At 46.7% G+C, this 15,351-nt stretch carries 21 protein-coding genes and 1 pseudogene; 20 read left to right on the forward strand and 2 right to left on the reverse strand.

The annotated features are described in order from the left end of the window. Positions 1 to 11 precede the first annotated feature (11 nt). From JOC27_RS09995 to JOC27_RS10065, 16 genes are all read left to right on the forward strand, one after another. A complete protein-coding gene (locus JOC27_RS09995) occupies positions 12 to 332 on the forward strand; it encodes a KOW domain-containing RNA-binding protein (RefSeq protein ID WP_205007151.1) in 321 nt (106 codons plus the stop codon). After that, a complete protein-coding gene (gene infA, locus JOC27_RS10000) occupies positions 325 to 543 on the forward strand; it encodes a translation initiation factor IF-1 (RefSeq protein WP_010024579.1) in 219 nt (72 codons plus the stop codon). The genes JOC27_RS09995 and infA overlap by 8 nt, the downstream gene beginning before the upstream one ends. A gap of 40 nt (positions 544 to 583) precedes the next feature. Beyond that, positions 584 to 697 carry a 50S ribosomal protein L36 gene (gene rpmJ, locus JOC27_RS10005; RefSeq protein ID WP_010024581.1) on the forward strand — a complete coding sequence of 38 codons (114 nt, stop codon included), beginning with the start codon at positions 584 to 586 and terminating at the stop codon, positions 695 to 697. Between the two features lie 18 nt (positions 698 to 715). Continuing rightward, positions 716 to 1,081: a 30S ribosomal protein S13 gene (gene rpsM / locus JOC27_RS10010; RefSeq protein ID WP_205007152.1), complete on the forward strand. Its 366-nt coding sequence runs from the start codon at positions 716 to 718 to the stop codon at positions 1,079 to 1,081. Positions 1,082 to 1,102: 21 nt separating this feature from the next. Next, a complete protein-coding gene (gene rpsK, locus JOC27_RS10015; protein ID WP_205007153.1) occupies positions 1,103 to 1,492 on the forward strand; it encodes a 30S ribosomal protein S11 in 390 nt (129 codons plus the stop codon). 174 nt (positions 1,493 to 1,666) lie between these two features. After that, positions 1,667 to 2,611: a DNA-directed RNA polymerase subunit alpha gene (locus JOC27_RS10020; RefSeq protein ID WP_205007154.1), complete on the forward strand. Its 945-nt coding sequence runs from the start codon at positions 1,667 to 1,669 to the stop codon at positions 2,609 to 2,611. Between the two features lie 75 nt (positions 2,612 to 2,686). Beyond that, positions 2,687 to 3,052 carry a 50S ribosomal protein L17 gene (gene rplQ / locus JOC27_RS10025; RefSeq protein ID WP_205007155.1) on the forward strand — a complete coding sequence of 122 codons (366 nt, stop codon included), beginning with the start codon at positions 2,687 to 2,689 and terminating at the stop codon, positions 3,050 to 3,052. Between the two features lie 176 nt (positions 3,053 to 3,228). Further along, positions 3,229 to 4,098, forward strand: a complete 870-nt coding sequence (locus JOC27_RS10030; protein ID WP_205007156.1) for an energy-coupling factor ABC transporter ATP-binding protein — start codon at positions 3,229 to 3,231, stop codon at positions 4,096 to 4,098. Further along, a complete protein-coding gene (locus JOC27_RS10035) occupies positions 4,074 to 4,961 on the forward strand; it encodes an energy-coupling factor transporter ATPase (RefSeq protein ID WP_205007157.1) in 888 nt (295 codons plus the stop codon). The genes JOC27_RS10030 and JOC27_RS10035 overlap by 25 nt, the downstream gene beginning before the upstream one ends. After that, positions 4,954 to 5,748 (forward strand): energy-coupling factor transporter transmembrane component T family protein, encoded by a 795-nt coding sequence (locus tag JOC27_RS10040; RefSeq protein WP_205007158.1) that lies wholly within the window; start codon positions 4,954 to 4,956, stop codon positions 5,746 to 5,748. The genes JOC27_RS10035 and JOC27_RS10040 overlap by 8 nt, the downstream gene beginning before the upstream one ends. 19 nt (positions 5,749 to 5,767) lie before the next feature. After that, on the forward strand, positions 5,768 to 6,505 hold the full coding sequence (truA, locus tag JOC27_RS10045; RefSeq protein ID WP_205007159.1) for a tRNA pseudouridine(38-40) synthase TruA: 738 nt from the start codon (positions 5,768 to 5,770) through the stop codon (positions 6,503 to 6,505). Between the two features lie 214 nt (positions 6,506 to 6,719). After that, positions 6,720 to 7,157 carry a 50S ribosomal protein L13 gene (gene rplM, locus JOC27_RS10050; RefSeq protein ID WP_205007160.1) on the forward strand — a complete coding sequence of 146 codons (438 nt, stop codon included), beginning with the start codon at positions 6,720 to 6,722 and terminating at the stop codon, positions 7,155 to 7,157. Between the two features lie 17 nt (positions 7,158 to 7,174). Beyond that, positions 7,175 to 7,567, forward strand: a complete 393-nt coding sequence (rpsI, locus tag JOC27_RS10055; protein ID WP_205007161.1) for a 30S ribosomal protein S9 — start codon at positions 7,175 to 7,177, stop codon at positions 7,565 to 7,567. A 398-nt stretch (positions 7,568 to 7,965) separates the two neighbouring features. Further along, a complete protein-coding gene (locus JOC27_RS13690) occupies positions 7,966 to 8,145 on the forward strand; it encodes a WYL domain-containing protein (protein ID WP_462933470.1) in 180 nt (59 codons plus the stop codon). A 78-nt stretch (positions 8,146 to 8,223) separates the two neighbouring features. Then, positions 8,224 to 8,730: a DUF3189 family protein gene (locus JOC27_RS10060; RefSeq protein ID WP_205007162.1), complete on the forward strand. Its 507-nt coding sequence runs from the start codon at positions 8,224 to 8,226 to the stop codon at positions 8,728 to 8,730. Positions 8,731 to 9,007: 277 nt separating this feature from the next. Beyond that, positions 9,008 to 9,991: a zinc-binding dehydrogenase gene (locus JOC27_RS10065; RefSeq protein ID WP_205007163.1), complete on the forward strand. Its 984-nt coding sequence runs from the start codon at positions 9,008 to 9,010 to the stop codon at positions 9,989 to 9,991. A 147-nt stretch (positions 9,992 to 10,138) separates the two neighbouring features. Here JOC27_RS10065 and JOC27_RS13670 read toward each other — a convergent pair. Further along, a pseudogene (locus tag JOC27_RS13670) lies at positions 10,139 to 10,345 on the reverse strand (IS1634 family transposase); the annotation flags it as partial. Between the two features lie 546 nt (positions 10,346 to 10,891). Between JOC27_RS13670 and JOC27_RS10070 the strand changes: the two are divergent. From JOC27_RS10070 to gerD, 4 genes are all read left to right on the forward strand, one after another. Beyond that, positions 10,892 to 11,332, forward strand: a complete 441-nt coding sequence (locus JOC27_RS10070) for a DUF2521 family protein (RefSeq protein ID WP_205007164.1) — start codon at positions 10,892 to 10,894, stop codon at positions 11,330 to 11,332. Positions 11,333 to 11,402: 70 nt separating this feature from the next. Then, on the forward strand, positions 11,403 to 12,113 hold the full coding sequence (cwlD, locus tag JOC27_RS10075; RefSeq protein ID WP_205007165.1) for an N-acetylmuramoyl-L-alanine amidase CwlD: 711 nt from the start codon (positions 11,403 to 11,405) through the stop codon (positions 12,111 to 12,113). Between the two features lie 132 nt (positions 12,114 to 12,245). Then, positions 12,246 to 13,292: an Mrp/NBP35 family ATP-binding protein gene (locus JOC27_RS10080; protein WP_205007166.1), complete on the forward strand. Its 1,047-nt coding sequence runs from the start codon at positions 12,246 to 12,248 to the stop codon at positions 13,290 to 13,292. Between the two features lie 332 nt (positions 13,293 to 13,624). Further along, a complete protein-coding gene (gene gerD, locus JOC27_RS10085) occupies positions 13,625 to 14,179 on the forward strand; it encodes a spore germination lipoprotein GerD (RefSeq protein WP_205007167.1) in 555 nt (184 codons plus the stop codon). Between the two features lie 6 nt (positions 14,180 to 14,185). On the opposite strand, the gene JOC27_RS10090 is transcribed toward gerD, so the two are convergent. After that, the gene (locus JOC27_RS10090; RefSeq protein ID WP_239530240.1) at positions 14,186 to 14,941 is read right to left on the reverse strand and encodes a polysaccharide deacetylase family protein; all 756 of its coding nucleotides are present in this window, start codon (positions 14,939 to 14,941) and stop codon (positions 14,186 to 14,188) included. Positions 14,942 to 15,351 lie beyond the last annotated feature (410 nt).

A 15,351-nucleotide genomic window follows, 5' to 3' on the forward strand; every position in this document is an offset into this window, starting at 1 on the left:
GGTGATGATTGATGGGTAGTGAGCAGGCAGCGCCTGTCCCCGGCCAAATTGCCCAAGTTTTAAAGGGCAAAGAAACCGGTTCTTATTTTGTGATTGTACGTCTTCTTGATCACCGTTTTGTTTTAATTGCTGATGGCGACAGACGGAAGTTCGACAATGCAAAGAAGAAGAACATCAGCCATCTGAAACTTCAAACGTATGTATCATTTGAAGTCCAGAAAAGCCTCCTTGAGACCGGGCGTGTAACGAATGGGAAATTGCGTTATGCCATCGCCCATTTTCTGGATGAAGAAATGAGTAATCTAAGGAAGGGTGAGTCAGCGGATGGCTAAAGAAGATGTCATTGAAGTTGAAGGCACCGTTATTGAACCGTTGCCCAACGCGATGTTTCGTGTTGAATTGGAAAATGGCCACAAGATTTTGGCTCATGTATCCGGTAAAATCCGGATGCATTTTATCCGTATTTTGCCAGGTGATAAGGTAACGGTCGAATTGTCGCCATATGATGTGTCGCGCGGCCGTATTACGTTCAGGCATAAATAATATTAAGGTGCTCTGCGGGTGCATGAAGGAGGGTTCAGCAATGAAAGTGAGACCATCAGTTAAAAAGATGTGCGAAAAATGCAAGATTGTCCGCCGTAAAGGTGTTGTCATGGTGATTTGTGAAAATCCGAAGCATAAACAAAGACAAGGATAAAAGGAGGTGCGTTAACGTATGGCACGTATTGCAGGTATCGATATTCCAAGAGAAAAAAGGGTTGTTATTTCGCTGACCTACATTTACGGTATCGGTCTGACAACGGCCAAGAAGATTTTGGCGGAAGCCAAAGTCTCCGAAGACACACGTGTTCGTGATTTGACTGAAGAAGAACAGACGCGTATCCGTGAAGTTGTCGACCATTATCGTGTGGAAGGCGATTTGCGCCGCGAAGTTTCTCTGAATATCAAGAGGCTTATCGAAATCGGATCCTATCGCGGCATTCGTCACCGTAGAGGTCTTCCGGTTCGCGGACAGAATACGAAGAATAATTCCCGTACAAGAAAAGGTCCTAAAAAGACCATGGCAAATAAAAAGAAATAAGTGAAGGAGGGTTAAACATTTATGGTAAAACAACAACGTACGCGTAAGCGCCGGATCAAGAGGAATGTTGAGAACGGGGTGGCACATATCCGTTCGACGTTCAACAATACAATCGTTACGATTACCGATCCCCATGGCAATGCCATCTCTTGGGCAAGTGCCGGTGGTCTTGGATTCAAGGGTTCGAGAAAATCCACACCATATGCCGCTCAGACTGCAGCAGAAGCTGCCGGCAAGAGCGCGATGGATAATGGCATGAAAACCATTGAAGTATCTGTCAAAGGACCAGGCGCTGGACGTGAAGCGGCAATTCGTGCTTTGCAGGCAGTGGGCCTTGAAGTGACTACAATCCGCGACGTAACGCCTATTCCTCATAACGGCTGCCGTCCGCCAAAACGTCGTCGTGTCTGACCGGTATACGTATAGCATGCTATGAATCTGTTTATAATGCTTATGATTTATAAACGTTATGAAACAATAGATTGAGAAAGCAAGCCGGTATGCCTGAACGAAAACTTATCGGGGAGCTTCAGTCCGCTTATAGTTGGCTGAAGTTCCGACGTTTCGAAGGAGGGTTTCTAGTTGATGATTGAGATCGAAAAGCCGAAGATCGATACGGTTGAACTGTCTGACGACGGAAGCTATGGCAAATTTGTTGTCGAACCACTCGAACGCGGGTACGGCACGACTCTGGGTAACTCGTTACGCCGGATTTTGCTTTCGTCCCTCCCGGGCGCGGCTGTGACAACCGTACAGTTTGATACGGTGCTTCATGAATTTTCCACCATCGAAGGCGTTGTCGAGGATGTAACGGCGATTATTCTGAATATAAAGAAGCTTGCTTTGAAGCTTTATTCAGATGATGAAAAGACACTTGAGATTGACGTTCAAAGAGAAGGAAAAGTGACAGCAGCTGACATTGTCCATGACAGCGATGTCGAAATTCTAAATCCTGAACTGGAAATAGCGACGCTTGACAAAGGCGCAAATTTCCATCTGAGAATGCAGGCCCAAAAAGGCCGCGGCTATGTTCCTGCCGATGGGAACAAGACCGAAGATCTGCCAATCGGTGTGATTCCGATTGATTCGATTTACACGCCAATTGAGCGAGTAAACTATCAAGTGGAAAAGACACGTGTCGGCCAGGTTGCCAATTATGACAAACTGACCCTTGATGTCTGGACCAATGGCAGCATCCGTCCGGAAGAAGCGATTGCGCTCGGCGCGAAAATTCTTTCCGAGCACTTGAATCTTTTTGTCGGCTTAACCGATCAGGCACAGAAAGCTGAAATTATGATCGAAAAAGAAGAAGACAAGAAGGAAAAAGTGCTGGAAATGACGATTGAAGAACTGGATCTGTCCGTACGTTCTTACAATTGTCTGAAACGCGCTGGGATCAATACGGTTCAAGAACTGACTCAGAAATCGGAAGAAGATATGATGAAAGTTCGCAATCTGGGTCGTAAATCTCTTGAAGAAGTTGAAGAGAAGCTAAATGATCTCGGACTTGGATTAAGAGTGGAAGAATAACACATTTATTTAAAAGATATTTTTCTTTTTTGCGCAAAAAAGAAGAATCAAGAGTGACAAAGGAGGTACAGGTACATGGCTTATGTAAAACTGGGTCGGGACTCTGCGGCAAGAAAGGCTCTGTTCCGTGATCTGGCGACTGATTTGATTATCAATGAACGTATTGAAACAACACTTCAGAAAGCTAAGGCCGTTCAGCCGATCGTTGAAAAGATGATTACACTGGCAAAACGCGGCGATCTTCATGCACGCCGTCAAGCGGCTGCGTTCATTCGCAATGAAGTAGCTAATGATGAAGGAACGCAGAATGCTGTTCAGAAATTGTTCGATGATATCGCAAAGCGTTATGAAGAACGTCAGGGCGGCTATACGCGCGTTCTGAAAGCAGGCCCTCGTAAAGGCGACGGCGCGGAACTCGCGATTCTTGAATTGGTAAAATAAGTTTTTTCGAATGACGAAGGCAGAAGCGGGTATCATCAACCTGTTTCTGCCTTTTTTGCAGCTTGCTGCAGCATTGTTTTTTGGGGATGGCCGATCGTTGAATTGAGTGAAAGGCGGTTAGATCCGGCCAATCAGAAATTCTGCTATACTGAGAAATAAAAGTCTAATGAGTTGAGATGAGCCTGAGTTCGAGAGGAGGAGATCGTGTGCCAAATATCATTGATGTTAGTGATTTGTCGTACCGTTACCAAGAAGCGGGATCACGAGTACTCGATCACGTCACGCTGTCCGTCAAACAGGGCGAGTGGCTGGCAATTATCGGCCACAACGGTTCGGGAAAATCAACGCTGGCAAAATGTCTGAACGGCCTGATTCAGCCGGAGCAAGGAAACGTGGTGGTTTCCGGCTACAATACAAAGGATGAATCCGCGATTTGGAAAATTCGCCGACGCGTTGGGATGGTGTTTCAGAACCCCGATAACCAATTTGTTGGGGCCACTGTCCGCGATGATGTAGCGTTCGGTATGGAGAATCACGGCGTCGCTCGCGAAGAGATGCTTCAGCGTTTGGATGAAGCGTTGAAGTTGGTCAAAATGGAAGCTTACGCGGATCAGGAACCGCATCGTTTGTCGGGCGGCCAAAAGCAGCGGGTGGCCCTGGCTGGTATAGTCGCTTTGCAGCCGCTGATTGTGATTCTTGATGAAGCCACATCGATGCTTGATCCAGAAGGTCGGCGCGATGTGCTGGAAACCATGAAATTATTAAATAAACAACGGGGACTAACCGTATTGTCGATTACGCATGACCTCGATGAAGCGGTGCATGCTGACCGGCTGATTGTAATGAATGAAGGCAAAGTCATTCGTCAGGGGACGCCGGCAGAAATCTTCCAACATGCGGAATTACTCGAAGAAATCGGGCTTGATCTCCCGTTTGCAGTCAAAATGGAGCGGTTGCTTCGTCAGAGGGGACTTGAGATGACGGAGCGGCCACTGACTCAGGAAGGATTGGTGAATGCACTGTGGACATTACGGTCAACCATGTAACGCATACGTATCAACCGGGAACACCCTTTATGCGCATGGCGTTAAATGATGTCAGTGTGGCATTCCCATCGGGATCCTTTACATCCATCATCGGTCACACAGGATCCGGAAAATCGACCCTAGCGCAGCATTTAAATGGTCTGCTTCTGCCCTCCACCGGCTCTATTACAGCGGGTGATCTCACATTAGAAGGTGGCAGCAAACGCAAGAAAAAAAAGATTAATTTTAAAGCTTTACGCGAGAAAGTCGGCTATGTTTTTCAGTATCCGGAACATCAGCTTTTTGAGGAAACGCTGCTGAAAGATGTGGCTTTCGGACCGATTAACTTCGGTGTGCCGCAGGATGAAGCCGGTCGTCGAGCGAAAGCATGCCTAGAACTGGTACATATCCCATCAGCGTTTTGGGAACGTTCGCCATTTGACCTCAGCGGCGGGCAGATGCGCCGGGTGGCAATTGCCGGCGTGCTCGCCGTTCAGCCGGAAGTGATCATTCTTGATGAACCGACTGCTGGGCTCGATCCGAGGGGCAGAAAAGAAATCATGGATTTGTTTGATCAGTTGCATCGCCAGCAGAAGCGAACGATTATTATGGTTACCCATAACATGAGCGACGCCGCTCTTTATTCTGATCAGGTTGTTGTGATGAATCATGGATCGCTCATCATGGCGGGCTCACCAGCCGAAGTCTTTTCACGTGACGAAGCGCTACAGCGAATTGGGTTGGAAAGCCCGGAAACGATGCAATTTATTCGTCGCTTAGCGGAGAAAATAGGTACACCGCAGCCAACCCTGTCAGCCTTCACGATGGAGGATACAGCAGACGCAGTGCTGAAATTGTTAAAGGGGGATGCGGCCCATGTTTAATCTCGTCATCGGCCAGTATGTGCCAATGGAGTCGCTGGTGCACAGGCTGGATCCGCGCTCGAAACTGATCAGCATGTTTCTGTTTGTCATTATCGTCTTTCTGGCTAATAATTGGCTGTCCTATGGACTCTTAATCTTATTCTGTCTTGCAAGTATTACCGCTTCCAAGCTGCCGTTTCAATTTATTTACCGCGGCCTGCGGTCCGTTTTTTTTATTGTGTTTCTAACCTTTATTTTGAATTTATTTTTTACAAATGGTGGATTGCTGCTCTTCAGCTGGGGTTGGCTGCATATCTATCTGAATGGCTTGATTCAATCGATCTTCATATCATTTCGGATTTTGGTAATTATCGTTATCACGACCCTGCTGACATTGACAACCTCGCCGATAGAGATTACCGATGGTCTGGAATCTTTGCTCCATCCGCTCAAGCGAATTAAATTGCCGGTTCATGAATTTGCGCTAATGATGTCGATATCATTGCGTTTTATCCCGACTCTGCTTGAGGAGACGGAAAAAATTATTAAAGCCCAGGCGGCGCGCGGTTCTGATTTTACCACGGGTTCGATCAAAAGCCGGTTCAAAGCTGTTGTACCGCTACTGGTGCCGCTTTTTGTCAGCGCGTTTAAGCGCGCGGAAGAACTGGCGATGGCGATGGAAGCGCGCGGTTATCATGGCGATGAGGGCAGAACGAAGCTGCACCGGCTCGTTTGGAACAACCGTGATACGGTGCTGCTCCTCATTCTCGCAATCATGACGATCGCACTGATTCTGTTTCGATATTAGTACAGGAGATTGAGTTGAGATGGTCAAACTGAAATGTACGGTGGCGTATGACGGCACCCATTTCTTCGGATATCAGGTGCAGCCGGAAAAACGGACCGTGCAAAGTGAAATTGAAGCAGCCTTGAAAAAACTGCATAAAGGTTGCCCGGTGCGGATCGCCGCCTCGGGGCGCACTGATCGCGGTGTTCATGCGTACGGTCAGGTCTTCCATTTTACAAGCGATTTGCGGATCCCAGAGGAGAATTGGGCCAAAGCGCTGAACAGTTTGCTGCCGCAGGATATCTTTATCCGCCAGGCGGAGCAGGTGGACAATGCGTTTCATGCGCGCTATGATGTCCGGCGCAAAGAGTACCGCTACCGTCTGCTGACACGGCCCGAGCCCGACTTGTTCCGACGCTTTTACACGACGCACATCCCGCAACCGCTTGATATCGGACAGATGCAGGCAGCCGCTCGCTTTATTGTTGGTACGCATGACTTCAGTTCGTTCTGTGCCGCCAATACATCCGTCATTGACAAAACGCGGACGGTTTATGAACTAGCAATTGAACCCTTTGCAGATGAAACGATTATTCGTATTGCCGGCAGCGGTTTTCTTTACCAGATGGTACGGATTATCACGGGGACCTTGCTTGACGTCGGCATGGGGAAATTCACACCGTTGCATGTGGCGGAAATTGTCGCAGCAAAGGACCGCAATAGTGCGTCGAAAACAGCGCCGCCCACGGGCTTGACGCTATGGAAAGTAACCTATTAATCACTTTTTAAAAGAAATTAAGAGAAACAGGATGCTGCTTGACAAAAGCAGCTCAATACGTTACTATATGCTTTGGCATTTCTAATTTGACCACTATTAGCCCCAAAGATATTGGCTCAAAATAGATGACGGATTTAGGAAAGCAAGATGCTTTCCCTCCTGAGACGGTTGTGGGTCGTCTCAGGCAATTGAATGATTCAAGGAGGAAATCATTGTGCGTACAACCTATATGGCTAACTCGGCAACCGTTGACCGCAAATGGCTCGTTATCGATGCCGAAGGTCAGATTCTCGGACGCCTTGCCAGCGAAGTTGCATCAATTCTTCGCGGCAAAAATAAACCGACTTTTACACCGCACGTAGATTGCGGAGACAATGTAATTATTATCAATGCAGATAAGATTGAATTGACAGGCAAGAAACTACTGACGAAACAATATACGCATCATTCAGGTTTCCCGGGCGGTATCAAACAGCGCTCTGCGCTTGAAATGCGCCAGACGCGCGCGAGAGCAATGCTCGAAATCACGATTAAGGGCATGCTGCCGCATAACAGTCTCGGACGCAAGATGTTCAATAAACTTCATGTTTATGAAGGCGCAGAACATCCGCATGCTGCACAAAAACCAGAAGCGTATACACTTCGCGGATAATTGAGGAGGGACAATAAATGGCACAAGTACAATATTACGGCACTGGCCGCCGGAAAAGCTCAGTTGCCCGCGTAAGGCTCGTTCCTGGCGATGGCAATGTTCTTGTTAACGGCCGCGCTGTTGATGAATATTTCAACCTTGAAACACTGCGCACGATTCTAAAACAACCGCTCGTTACAACAGAAACGGAAGGACGTTACGATGTCCTCGTTAATGTAGACGGCGGCGGTTTCACCGGCCAGGCCGGCGCAATCCGTCACGGCATTGCTCGCGCACTGCTGAAAGCTGATCCGGAATACCGCGCGGTTTTGAAAGCCGCTGGCTTCCTGACACGTGATCCGCGTATGAAAGAGCGTAAAAAATACGGACTCAAAGGCGCACGTCGTGCACCACAGTTCTCAAAACGCTGATTTTCGGGCGTTCAAAGGCTCTCAACCTTATTGGTTGGGAGCCTTTTTGCAAGATAAGAAAGTATAAAAAATTTTTGCCAAAAAAGACTTGCTAATCCAAGTCTTTTTTTGATGCTTTAACAATGGGTTTTGACCCTCATTTGACGATCAGCAGTTCTGTTTTATCATTTTTAATGGATTCCAAATACAAAATGGGATCGATTAGATAATTTGTTATCACCAGAGTCCTCTTTAAGATTTAGGCAATGTCTTCAGTTTTTCCATTGTTGTTTCAGTTCTCGCTTAAGGTCAGAAAGTATGTTCATCATTCTTTGCCCGAAAATAGGGATATTTATTCTTATTATATCTTGAAATACGAATATATGTTCGCTATAATTAAGAAAAATTGAGGTGATTAGATGCGATCAGGGGATGTCATAGTAATTATTTATCAAGCGAAAGATGGTCAATTTTCGAAGCGGCGTGTCAGGATCATAAGTGTAGGCACGGCCTATATTAAAGCATATTGTTACACGCGGCGACAAGTACGGACATTTACTATTGATCGTATCTATTCCAGCCAAAGAGTCGTCGCTTAAGCGTGTTTTCACCTATGAATATCCGCAGTTGAAAGGGAAAGAATAGAAAGAATAAATCTGATCAAAAAGGATGATACGGTGATTTACATCTATAACGATTTTGGCGGGACGCACACGACGGCACTCGCTGCAGCTTATCATCTAAAAAAAATATCTGGAAGCCAGAAGTTGACGAAAGCAGAGATTTTATCTGTACCTTATTTTAATAAGCTCAATGCGTCGGATATGGGGAAATTTATCTTTCATGGGCAGGATGACGACGGAAATTCAGTGTACACAGTTGGTCGCGGCGCATCGAAACATCTGCTTCCGGCGATCGTTAATTTAAGTATTCTGCTTCAGAAGAAATACAACGGATCGGAGAAAATCATTTTCTCGAACACATCGCCGACCGTTCCGTTTTCAATGACGATCGGCGGCTTGTTTTCTCGGTGGATGAAGATAGATTTCATTGGCGTCCCCTTGCTTGTTGCTGGAGCGAAGCAGTGCTATCCGGACATTGTCCGGCTTGTGAACGACACGAAAGAACGGGCGAAAACTGCGGTTGAGAAAGTCACGGTCTTAGAGAATCAAGCATTTAAATAACGAGTGGCAGTCAAAAAAGTGTTCTGCCGAAAAAGGCTGGTTTTAATCTGTGTCGTGCTGATGGAAATACCACTGAAGAAACGATTCTACCCAACCCACCTGAGACAGCATCAGGTCCGTTGCGCAGACGCCGAAATGACTGGAATGCCCGGTTCTTTTGATTGCCAGGACTTTTTACAACACGGTTCCGAAGGCGTTCACTATAATGGGAATGAAGGTCAAAAGAAGCACATTATCTGTGTTCCGGGCCAAATTTATATCTTGGAGGGGCTTGAGAGTGAAAGCAGTGATTGTGTCTAAGTTTGGCGATCCGTCGGTACTTAACTGTACAGATCTGAAAATTCCGAAGATTGGTGCGGAACAGGTGCTGATCCGCGTCGTTGCCACAAGTGTGAATTTCGCAGATATTATGTCGCGTCAGGGAAGATATCATTCCGGCAGTAAACCGCCTTTTATACCCGGACTTGACGCAGCTGGAATTATTGAAGAAACAGGTGCCGACGTACACGATCTGCACGTCGGTCAGCATGTCATCGCGCTTCTGAAGCATGGGTCCTATTCAGAGTATGTGGCTTCCGATGAGAATCTAACTTTTCCGATTCCGGATTCAGTGGATTTTGAGACCGCCGCCGCTTGCCCGACAGTGGCCTTCACTTCATATAAATTGCTTGCCGATGTGGCCCGTGTTCACCCGGGTGAAACGGTGCTGATTCATGCGGCAGCCGGCGGTATCGGTACAACGGCAGTACAATTGGCACGGCTGTTCGGCGCGGACAAAGTCATCGGCACTGTCGGCAGCGACCGGAAAAAGCCGATTGCAGAACAGGCAGGAGCCGATGCGGTGATCAACTATCAGACTGAAGACTTTGCATCAGAAGTCAATCGGCTGACCGGCGGTAAGGGTGCCGATGTGATTCTTGATTCGCTGTCCGGAGAGATTGCCGAGAAAAGTCTGACCTGTCTTGCCCTATACGGCAGGCTTGTTAATTTCGGCAGTGCCGGCGGAGATACAGGTCGTTTTAAGACGACAGACCTGCATTCCAGTTGCCGTGCTGTCCTTGGCTTCAGTCTCGGAACAACGATCAGAAATCGGCCTGATCTCCTGACCGATGCGGCAAAACAGCTCTCAGCGTTTCTGAAGGACGGCCGGCTGAAAATGAAGATTGGCCGGCACTATCCCCTGAAAGAAGCCGCAAAGGCGCAGGAGTGGATGGAAAGCAGACAGAGTACGGGGAAAATCCTGCTGGATGTCGCAGACTGAAGACCCGCGCCCATGGCATACACCGTGGTCTTGGCCATTTCAGAAGACTCAGTTTTAATGGATTCACTAACGAAGAGGCGTGCTTACTGATGATTAGCCGGTTAGGCATGGATGAACGATTCAATAGTCCGTGCGAGCATCATTCATTTGAAAACGATGATCCGAGTGAATCTTTGAAAAGCGCGACTGCATTTTTGTCTTGATGTGTGCAAGCAGGATCAATCCAACAAAACCCACAAAAAGCTTTCCGTCTAAAGTAGCTTCTGATGAAACTAGCATGCGACGCAAGTTCGTCCGCATTTTTATGTCCCCAAAACAATTTTCAATGGGGTCTTTCCCCCGATAGATTTTCAGTCCTTAAATGGAAGCTCAAGGAGAACAACTGGAAACATTGTGCATCCACTTGCTGTCACAAATGCCTCAAAACGGTTGCTACTCGTCCCTTCTGTAACAAAAGGCGGCACTTCTTTTTCCATTCGAAGCACAAGCAACCAGTATCAGAAAACAAAAGTCAAAAAGGTGCGTCACCGTTTTCGCATCAGTCATCACAATTTGAAAAAATAAACAGTATGCCTCAGCAATCGATGTAATCGACCTTGAGGCTTTTTTTATTGCAGTAAAAACGCTCTGGTGCCCCGGCAAGTAAATAAATGGAACGCAAGGACAAGACGAGTCCAGTTTTTCATGAAAAATGGCGCGATGGCCGCGGCAAGCGAGCAGCCAGGGCTGAATTAAAAAAAGCAAATTTTCTCTAATGTTGACTCTGTTGGGTAGCAAGTCAAAAGCAACGCGCAAGTCTATTTTTTGCGTTGGGCACGTTTCTATACCGTCATGGAAAAACATGTTATGATTGAACCTTTTACATTTGAAAAACCTAAAAGAGAAAAAGGAGGAGCAAAAATGGCAGTGATTACAAACTTTCAGCAGCGAAAGTACAATAAACAGCTTGATTTTGAACGCCAGGCGCTTCGTGAACTCTCTTTTGACAAAATTGAAATGACGATTCACAGAAATTTTGATGACTACCTGGCCCGCATACCTTCCTCAGGGCAAACGGCTCTTGACATGTCAGCAGAGTATGCGCTTGAAGCTTATTTGCTTGGCTGCTCGATGGCAAGATTCGGCTTCTATGGAGAAGATAAATCCGTGGTCCGCCAACGAAGCCAGCGCTCAATGACGCTGCTTCAGCATGATTTTTATGAATTTTGGCGGTTCTGGTCGGCCGATGATCCATCAATGACGGGCTTGGAAGAGACGTGCGGGGTCTATCTGAACTTTTGGTGGGAAGACGGCTACGAAACGGCACTGAAACGCTGGCGACTGAAATTACAGAAACACTGATTCAGGCATAAAAAGGTATCCTGTCCATATACATGTTCAAGAGACAGGCTTGAGCATGGAGGGGAAGGCAATGCGGCGGAAATGGCTAATTATTGGGTCAATCGTGCTTACACTCGTAATTATCCTTGCAGGAATAAAAGGAATTGTCGGGAGACATACAGGAAAAAATTGGAATATGCCGCTTGCTGGACGGGTCATTGTTGTTGATGCGGGGCATGGAGGGATTGATGGCGGCGCGGTCGGCGGCGATGCCATTGAAAAGAAAATCACTTTGAAGATCGCACGCGATTTGCGCGACTACCTTCAAGAAACGGGGGCGATTGTCATCATGACACGCGACAGTGATGACGACCTCTCTGATGATGATTACATCGGCAGACACAAGACGCAAGATTTACTCAGAAGGGCCGATATTATAAAGAAAAATCACCCGGATGCTTTTATCAGTATCCATCTCAATGCGATCCCGAACAGTCGCTGGCGCGGTGCCCAAACATTTTTTTATCCAAATTCGGGAAAGAACGAGCGACTAGCCATGCTAATTCAGGATTCGATCCAAAAGAACCTCAGCAACACGAACAGACAGGCCAAAGCGATTGGCTTTGTTTATTTGCTTAAGAAAGCGTCACCGCCAGCCGCCCTGGTCGAAGTCGGCTTCCTATCCAACCCGACTGAGCGTTCGCTGCTCGTCCAAAGAAATTATCAACGATCAGCAGCTGCATCTATCAGTCAAGGGATCATGCGTTATTTCACCAAAGAAGAAGTCAAGACAAGCAAATAACGGAGAGACTTTTGACCCTATTTTCAACCCTTTTTGTTATACTTAAAGGCAGAGAGGGCTACCGGGCGAAGTGGGGTTGATTTGCCCAGCCTGCAGCATAAAAACCAGCTGTGACGGGAGAGACGGATCCAAATGCTTAAAAAAGAACAAGTGATCGATGTTTTGAAAACGGTCCAAGATCCATTTTTACATAAGAATCTAGTTGAAACGAATGCGTTGCGGGATTTAACCATCAAAGAGGATTTAATCAGTTTGAAAGTTGCGCTGTCAAAGCCGGATCATGTGAAACAAATGCAGATTCAGGTGGAGGTTTCGAATAAATTAAAGCAGGCGGGCGCTCCGTCAGTTGGTATGCGTTTTGATCAGTTGACAGACAAGGAAGTTGAGCAGCTCGGCGGTTTTCCCGAAAAGCAGACAGATGATTTGCTCAGCCCGGAAAGCAAAACGCAATTTATTGCGATTGCTAGTGGAAAAGGCGGTGTCGGCAAGTCGACCGTATCTGTTAACCTTGCTGTGGCCTTGGCGCGAAAAGGCAAAAAAGTCGGTCTGCTTGATGCAGATATCTACGGATTCAGCGTTCCTGATATGATGGGCATTGAAAACCGTCCTGAAGTGCAGGGCGATAAAATTGTTCCTGTTGAACGCTTCGGTGTCAAAGTTATTTCGATGGGCTTTTTTGTAGAAAATAATAATCCGGTCATTTGGCGCGGCCCGATGCTCGGTAAAATGCTAAACAACTTTTTCAGTGATGTCGACTGGGGCGAACTTGATTTTCTTCTCCTCGACTTGCCTCCGGGTACGGGCGATATTGCCATGGATGTGCACAGCAAACTGCCACACTCCAAAGAAATTATTGTGACAACGCCGCATCCGACGGCCGCTTTTGTCGCTGCTCGCGCCGGCGCGATGGCAGTGAAGACCGAGCATGATTTACTCGGCGTTGTAGAGAATATGGCTTATTTCGAAAGTAGCAAAACCGGGGAAAAAGAATATGTCTTCGGTCGTGGCGGCGGCGATAAGCTGAGCGAACTGCTAAAGACCGATCTTTTGGGACGCGTACCGCTTCGCCAGCCAGACAGTCGCGAAGAAAACTTTGCGCCAGGTGTCTATTTCGAAGGTGACACCATTGCCGCCATTTATGATCAGATTGCGGATCAGGTAATCGCCAAGCTTGACTAAGGCTAGTTTATTTGAGAATAGTTTGAGGGAGGAGCTTTCACCACTTGCGGGGGAGCTCCTCCCTTTTGTTAAGTGATTAGAAAGTACAAGGTTTTTCGCACAAAAATGCAGCGAGGTGCGCTAGCGCCTTGCGGCAAAAGCGAGCAGCCACAGCGCAATTGTTAAAAAAGGACCTGGCTATGCCAAGTTTTTCTGATTAGCAAAGAAAGTATATAATTTCGCGCGATAAATGCAGCAACCATTTAAGGGATGATTAGTGTAGGTATTCTGCATAAAAATTGGAAAAATCCGCATAGTAACCCAATGAACCTTACGTTCGAGGAGGCAAACTCATGAAAAGAGCGATCGCTCTGATTCTCCTTCTTTCCGCGTCTGTTCTATTGGTCAGCTGCGGCGGCAGCAACAACTCGGCGAACCCCTCTTATCAGGAGAATAAGAAGATGGTGCTCGATATGCTGAAAACAGATGACGGCAAGAAGACAGTAAAGGAGTTGTTGGAAGATAAAGAAATGCGGACTGCCTTTGTCTTTGACGAACCGGTGATAAAGAAAACGATATTAGACACTTTTCATTCAGAGCAAGGCAAGAAACTTTGGTCTGAACTCATCCAGGATCCTGGTTTTGCTGACAAACTTGCAAAGACCATGCAGCAAGAGAACGAGCAATTGCTAAAAAAAATGATGAAAGATCCTGATTACCAAGGAATGATGATGGATGTGCTGAAGGCACCGCAAATGCAGCAAGAATATTTAAGTCTGCTTCGTACCAAATCTTTTCGTGAACAGATTAAGCGAGACATGCAGGAGATGATTGCAAGTCCTGCTTTTAAAAAAGTAGTGACCGATACGATTCAGGAAATTATGAAAAAGCAATCGGAAAAACAATAATCGAACTCACTGGAATAAATGATGACGGGATTTTGCATCGGCAATCAGCGTCTTTACAGTAACAAAATGGTAGCCTCGGCGCTGCATTTCACGGATAATCAGCGGGAGGGCCCGATAGGTTTGCTTGGCAGAATCAGATGCGTGCAAACGTATGATATCGCCTTTGCCTGCGCTTTCAAGCACGCGTGCGGCAATCACTTTGTAACCTGGGTTGGTATCATCTTGTGGATTTACACTCCAAAGCACCATTTGTAACTGCAGATTAGACACTGTCTGTAAATTGGATTCATTCACGCGGGCATAAGGCGGTCGCACCATTTGCGGTCGTGCACCGCTTGCCTTATAAATGGCTTCCTGAGCCAAAAGCATGTCCCTGCGCACATCCGCCGCGTTCATTTGCGTATAATCTTCGTGACGCATGCCGTGCGATTCAATTTCATTGCCATCGCGTAAGGCGTGTTGCACAACATCAGGATGTCGTTCCGCCCATTCACCAGAGAAAAAGAATGTGGCGGGAACATGGGCTTTCTTTAATTCAGGAAGAATCATGTTTATCTGCTGCGTGCCCCAGTTGCTGTCAAACGTTAGTGCCAGCTGTTTCTGGTCCGTTTCAATGCGCGATAAGGCGCCGGTCTCCTTTATTGGTGTGAATACACTTGTATCTTGCTGCTCGACAAAAAGAATCAATGCGGCAAAAAAAGCGGCAAGTATGATGAAAAGTATACTTTTCAGCCGTCTTCCATTAATAATCCAAAGCATCATTTGCCCTCCACCTCGCACAATATGTTTGTACCATTGTATGGACAGTCCCTTGTCATTATGCGAAGTTGCCATCGCTAGCTGAAGAAAATCAGCACTGATTGGTTTGCGATAAAAAAACAGTTGACAAGGCATGAAATGATGGTAAAATAAACAACGTTGTCGCAAATTTTGAACACTCTTGACGTTGAAAAAAAGAGTTGACAGAATGAGCATGACAAGGTAAGATATATCAAGTCGTCCGATAGACGATGAAAAAAAGATGTTGACATCTTGAAATCAGCGTGGTAAGATATAAAAGTTGCTGATTGAGAGATAAGCAGCACGGAATGTTCCTTGAAAACTGAACAAAAGCCAAGCGTACTTTTTAAAAGGGTAACCCCCTTTGAGAAACAATTTGCTATGGATCTTAC

It is taken from the genome of Sporolactobacillus spathodeae (genome assembly GCF_016908935.1).
In the GTDB taxonomy this organism is placed as follows: Bacteria; Bacillota; Bacilli; order Bacillales; family Sporolactobacillaceae; genus Sporolactobacillus; species Sporolactobacillus spathodeae.

Excerpts from the sequence above, each read along its gene's own strand:
- JOC27_RS10070 (WP_205007164.1), top strand. The coding sequence starts at position 10,892 with ATGGCAGTGATTACAAACTTTCAGCAGCGAAAGTACAATAAACAGCTT.
- rpsK (WP_205007153.1), top strand. The coding sequence starts at position 1,103 with ATGGTAAAACAACAACGTACGCGTAAGCGCCGGATCAAGAGGAATGTT.
- rplQ (WP_205007155.1), top strand. The coding sequence starts at position 2,687 with ATGGCTTATGTAAAACTGGGTCGGGACTCTGCGGCAAGAAAGGCTCTG.
- gerD (WP_205007167.1), top strand. The coding sequence starts at position 13,625 with ATGAAAAGAGCGATCGCTCTGATTCTCCTTCTTTCCGCGTCTGTTCTA.
- JOC27_RS10030 (WP_205007156.1), top strand. The coding sequence starts at position 3,229 with ATGAGCCTGAGTTCGAGAGGAGGAGATCGTGTGCCAAATATCATTGAT.
- rpsM (WP_205007152.1), top strand. The coding sequence starts at position 716 with ATGGCACGTATTGCAGGTATCGATATTCCAAGAGAAAAAAGGGTTGTT.
- truA (WP_205007159.1), top strand. The coding sequence starts at position 5,768 with ATGGTCAAACTGAAATGTACGGTGGCGTATGACGGCACCCATTTCTTC.
- JOC27_RS10020 (WP_205007154.1), top strand. The coding sequence starts at position 1,667 with ATGATTGAGATCGAAAAGCCGAAGATCGATACGGTTGAACTGTCTGAC.
- JOC27_RS10090 (WP_239530240.1), bottom strand. The coding sequence starts at position 14,941 with ATGATGCTTTGGATTATTAATGGAAGACGGCTGAAAAGTATACTTTTC.
- infA (WP_010024579.1), top strand. The coding sequence starts at position 325 with ATGGCTAAAGAAGATGTCATTGAAGTTGAAGGCACCGTTATTGAACCG.
- rpsI (WP_205007161.1), top strand. The coding sequence starts at position 7,175 with ATGGCACAAGTACAATATTACGGCACTGGCCGCCGGAAAAGCTCAGTT.
- cwlD (WP_205007165.1), top strand. The coding sequence starts at position 11,403 with ATGCGGCGGAAATGGCTAATTATTGGGTCAATCGTGCTTACACTCGTA.
- JOC27_RS13690 (WP_462933470.1), top strand. The coding sequence starts at position 7,966 with ATGCGATCAGGGGATGTCATAGTAATTATTTATCAAGCGAAAGATGGT.
- JOC27_RS10080 (WP_205007166.1), top strand. The coding sequence starts at position 12,246 with ATGCTTAAAAAAGAACAAGTGATCGATGTTTTGAAAACGGTCCAAGAT.
- rpmJ (WP_010024581.1), top strand. The coding sequence starts at position 584 with ATGAAAGTGAGACCATCAGTTAAAAAGATGTGCGAAAAATGCAAGATT.
- JOC27_RS10040 (WP_205007158.1), top strand. The coding sequence starts at position 4,954 with ATGTTTAATCTCGTCATCGGCCAGTATGTGCCAATGGAGTCGCTGGTG.
- JOC27_RS09995 (WP_205007151.1), top strand. The coding sequence starts at position 12 with ATGGGTAGTGAGCAGGCAGCGCCTGTCCCCGGCCAAATTGCCCAAGTT.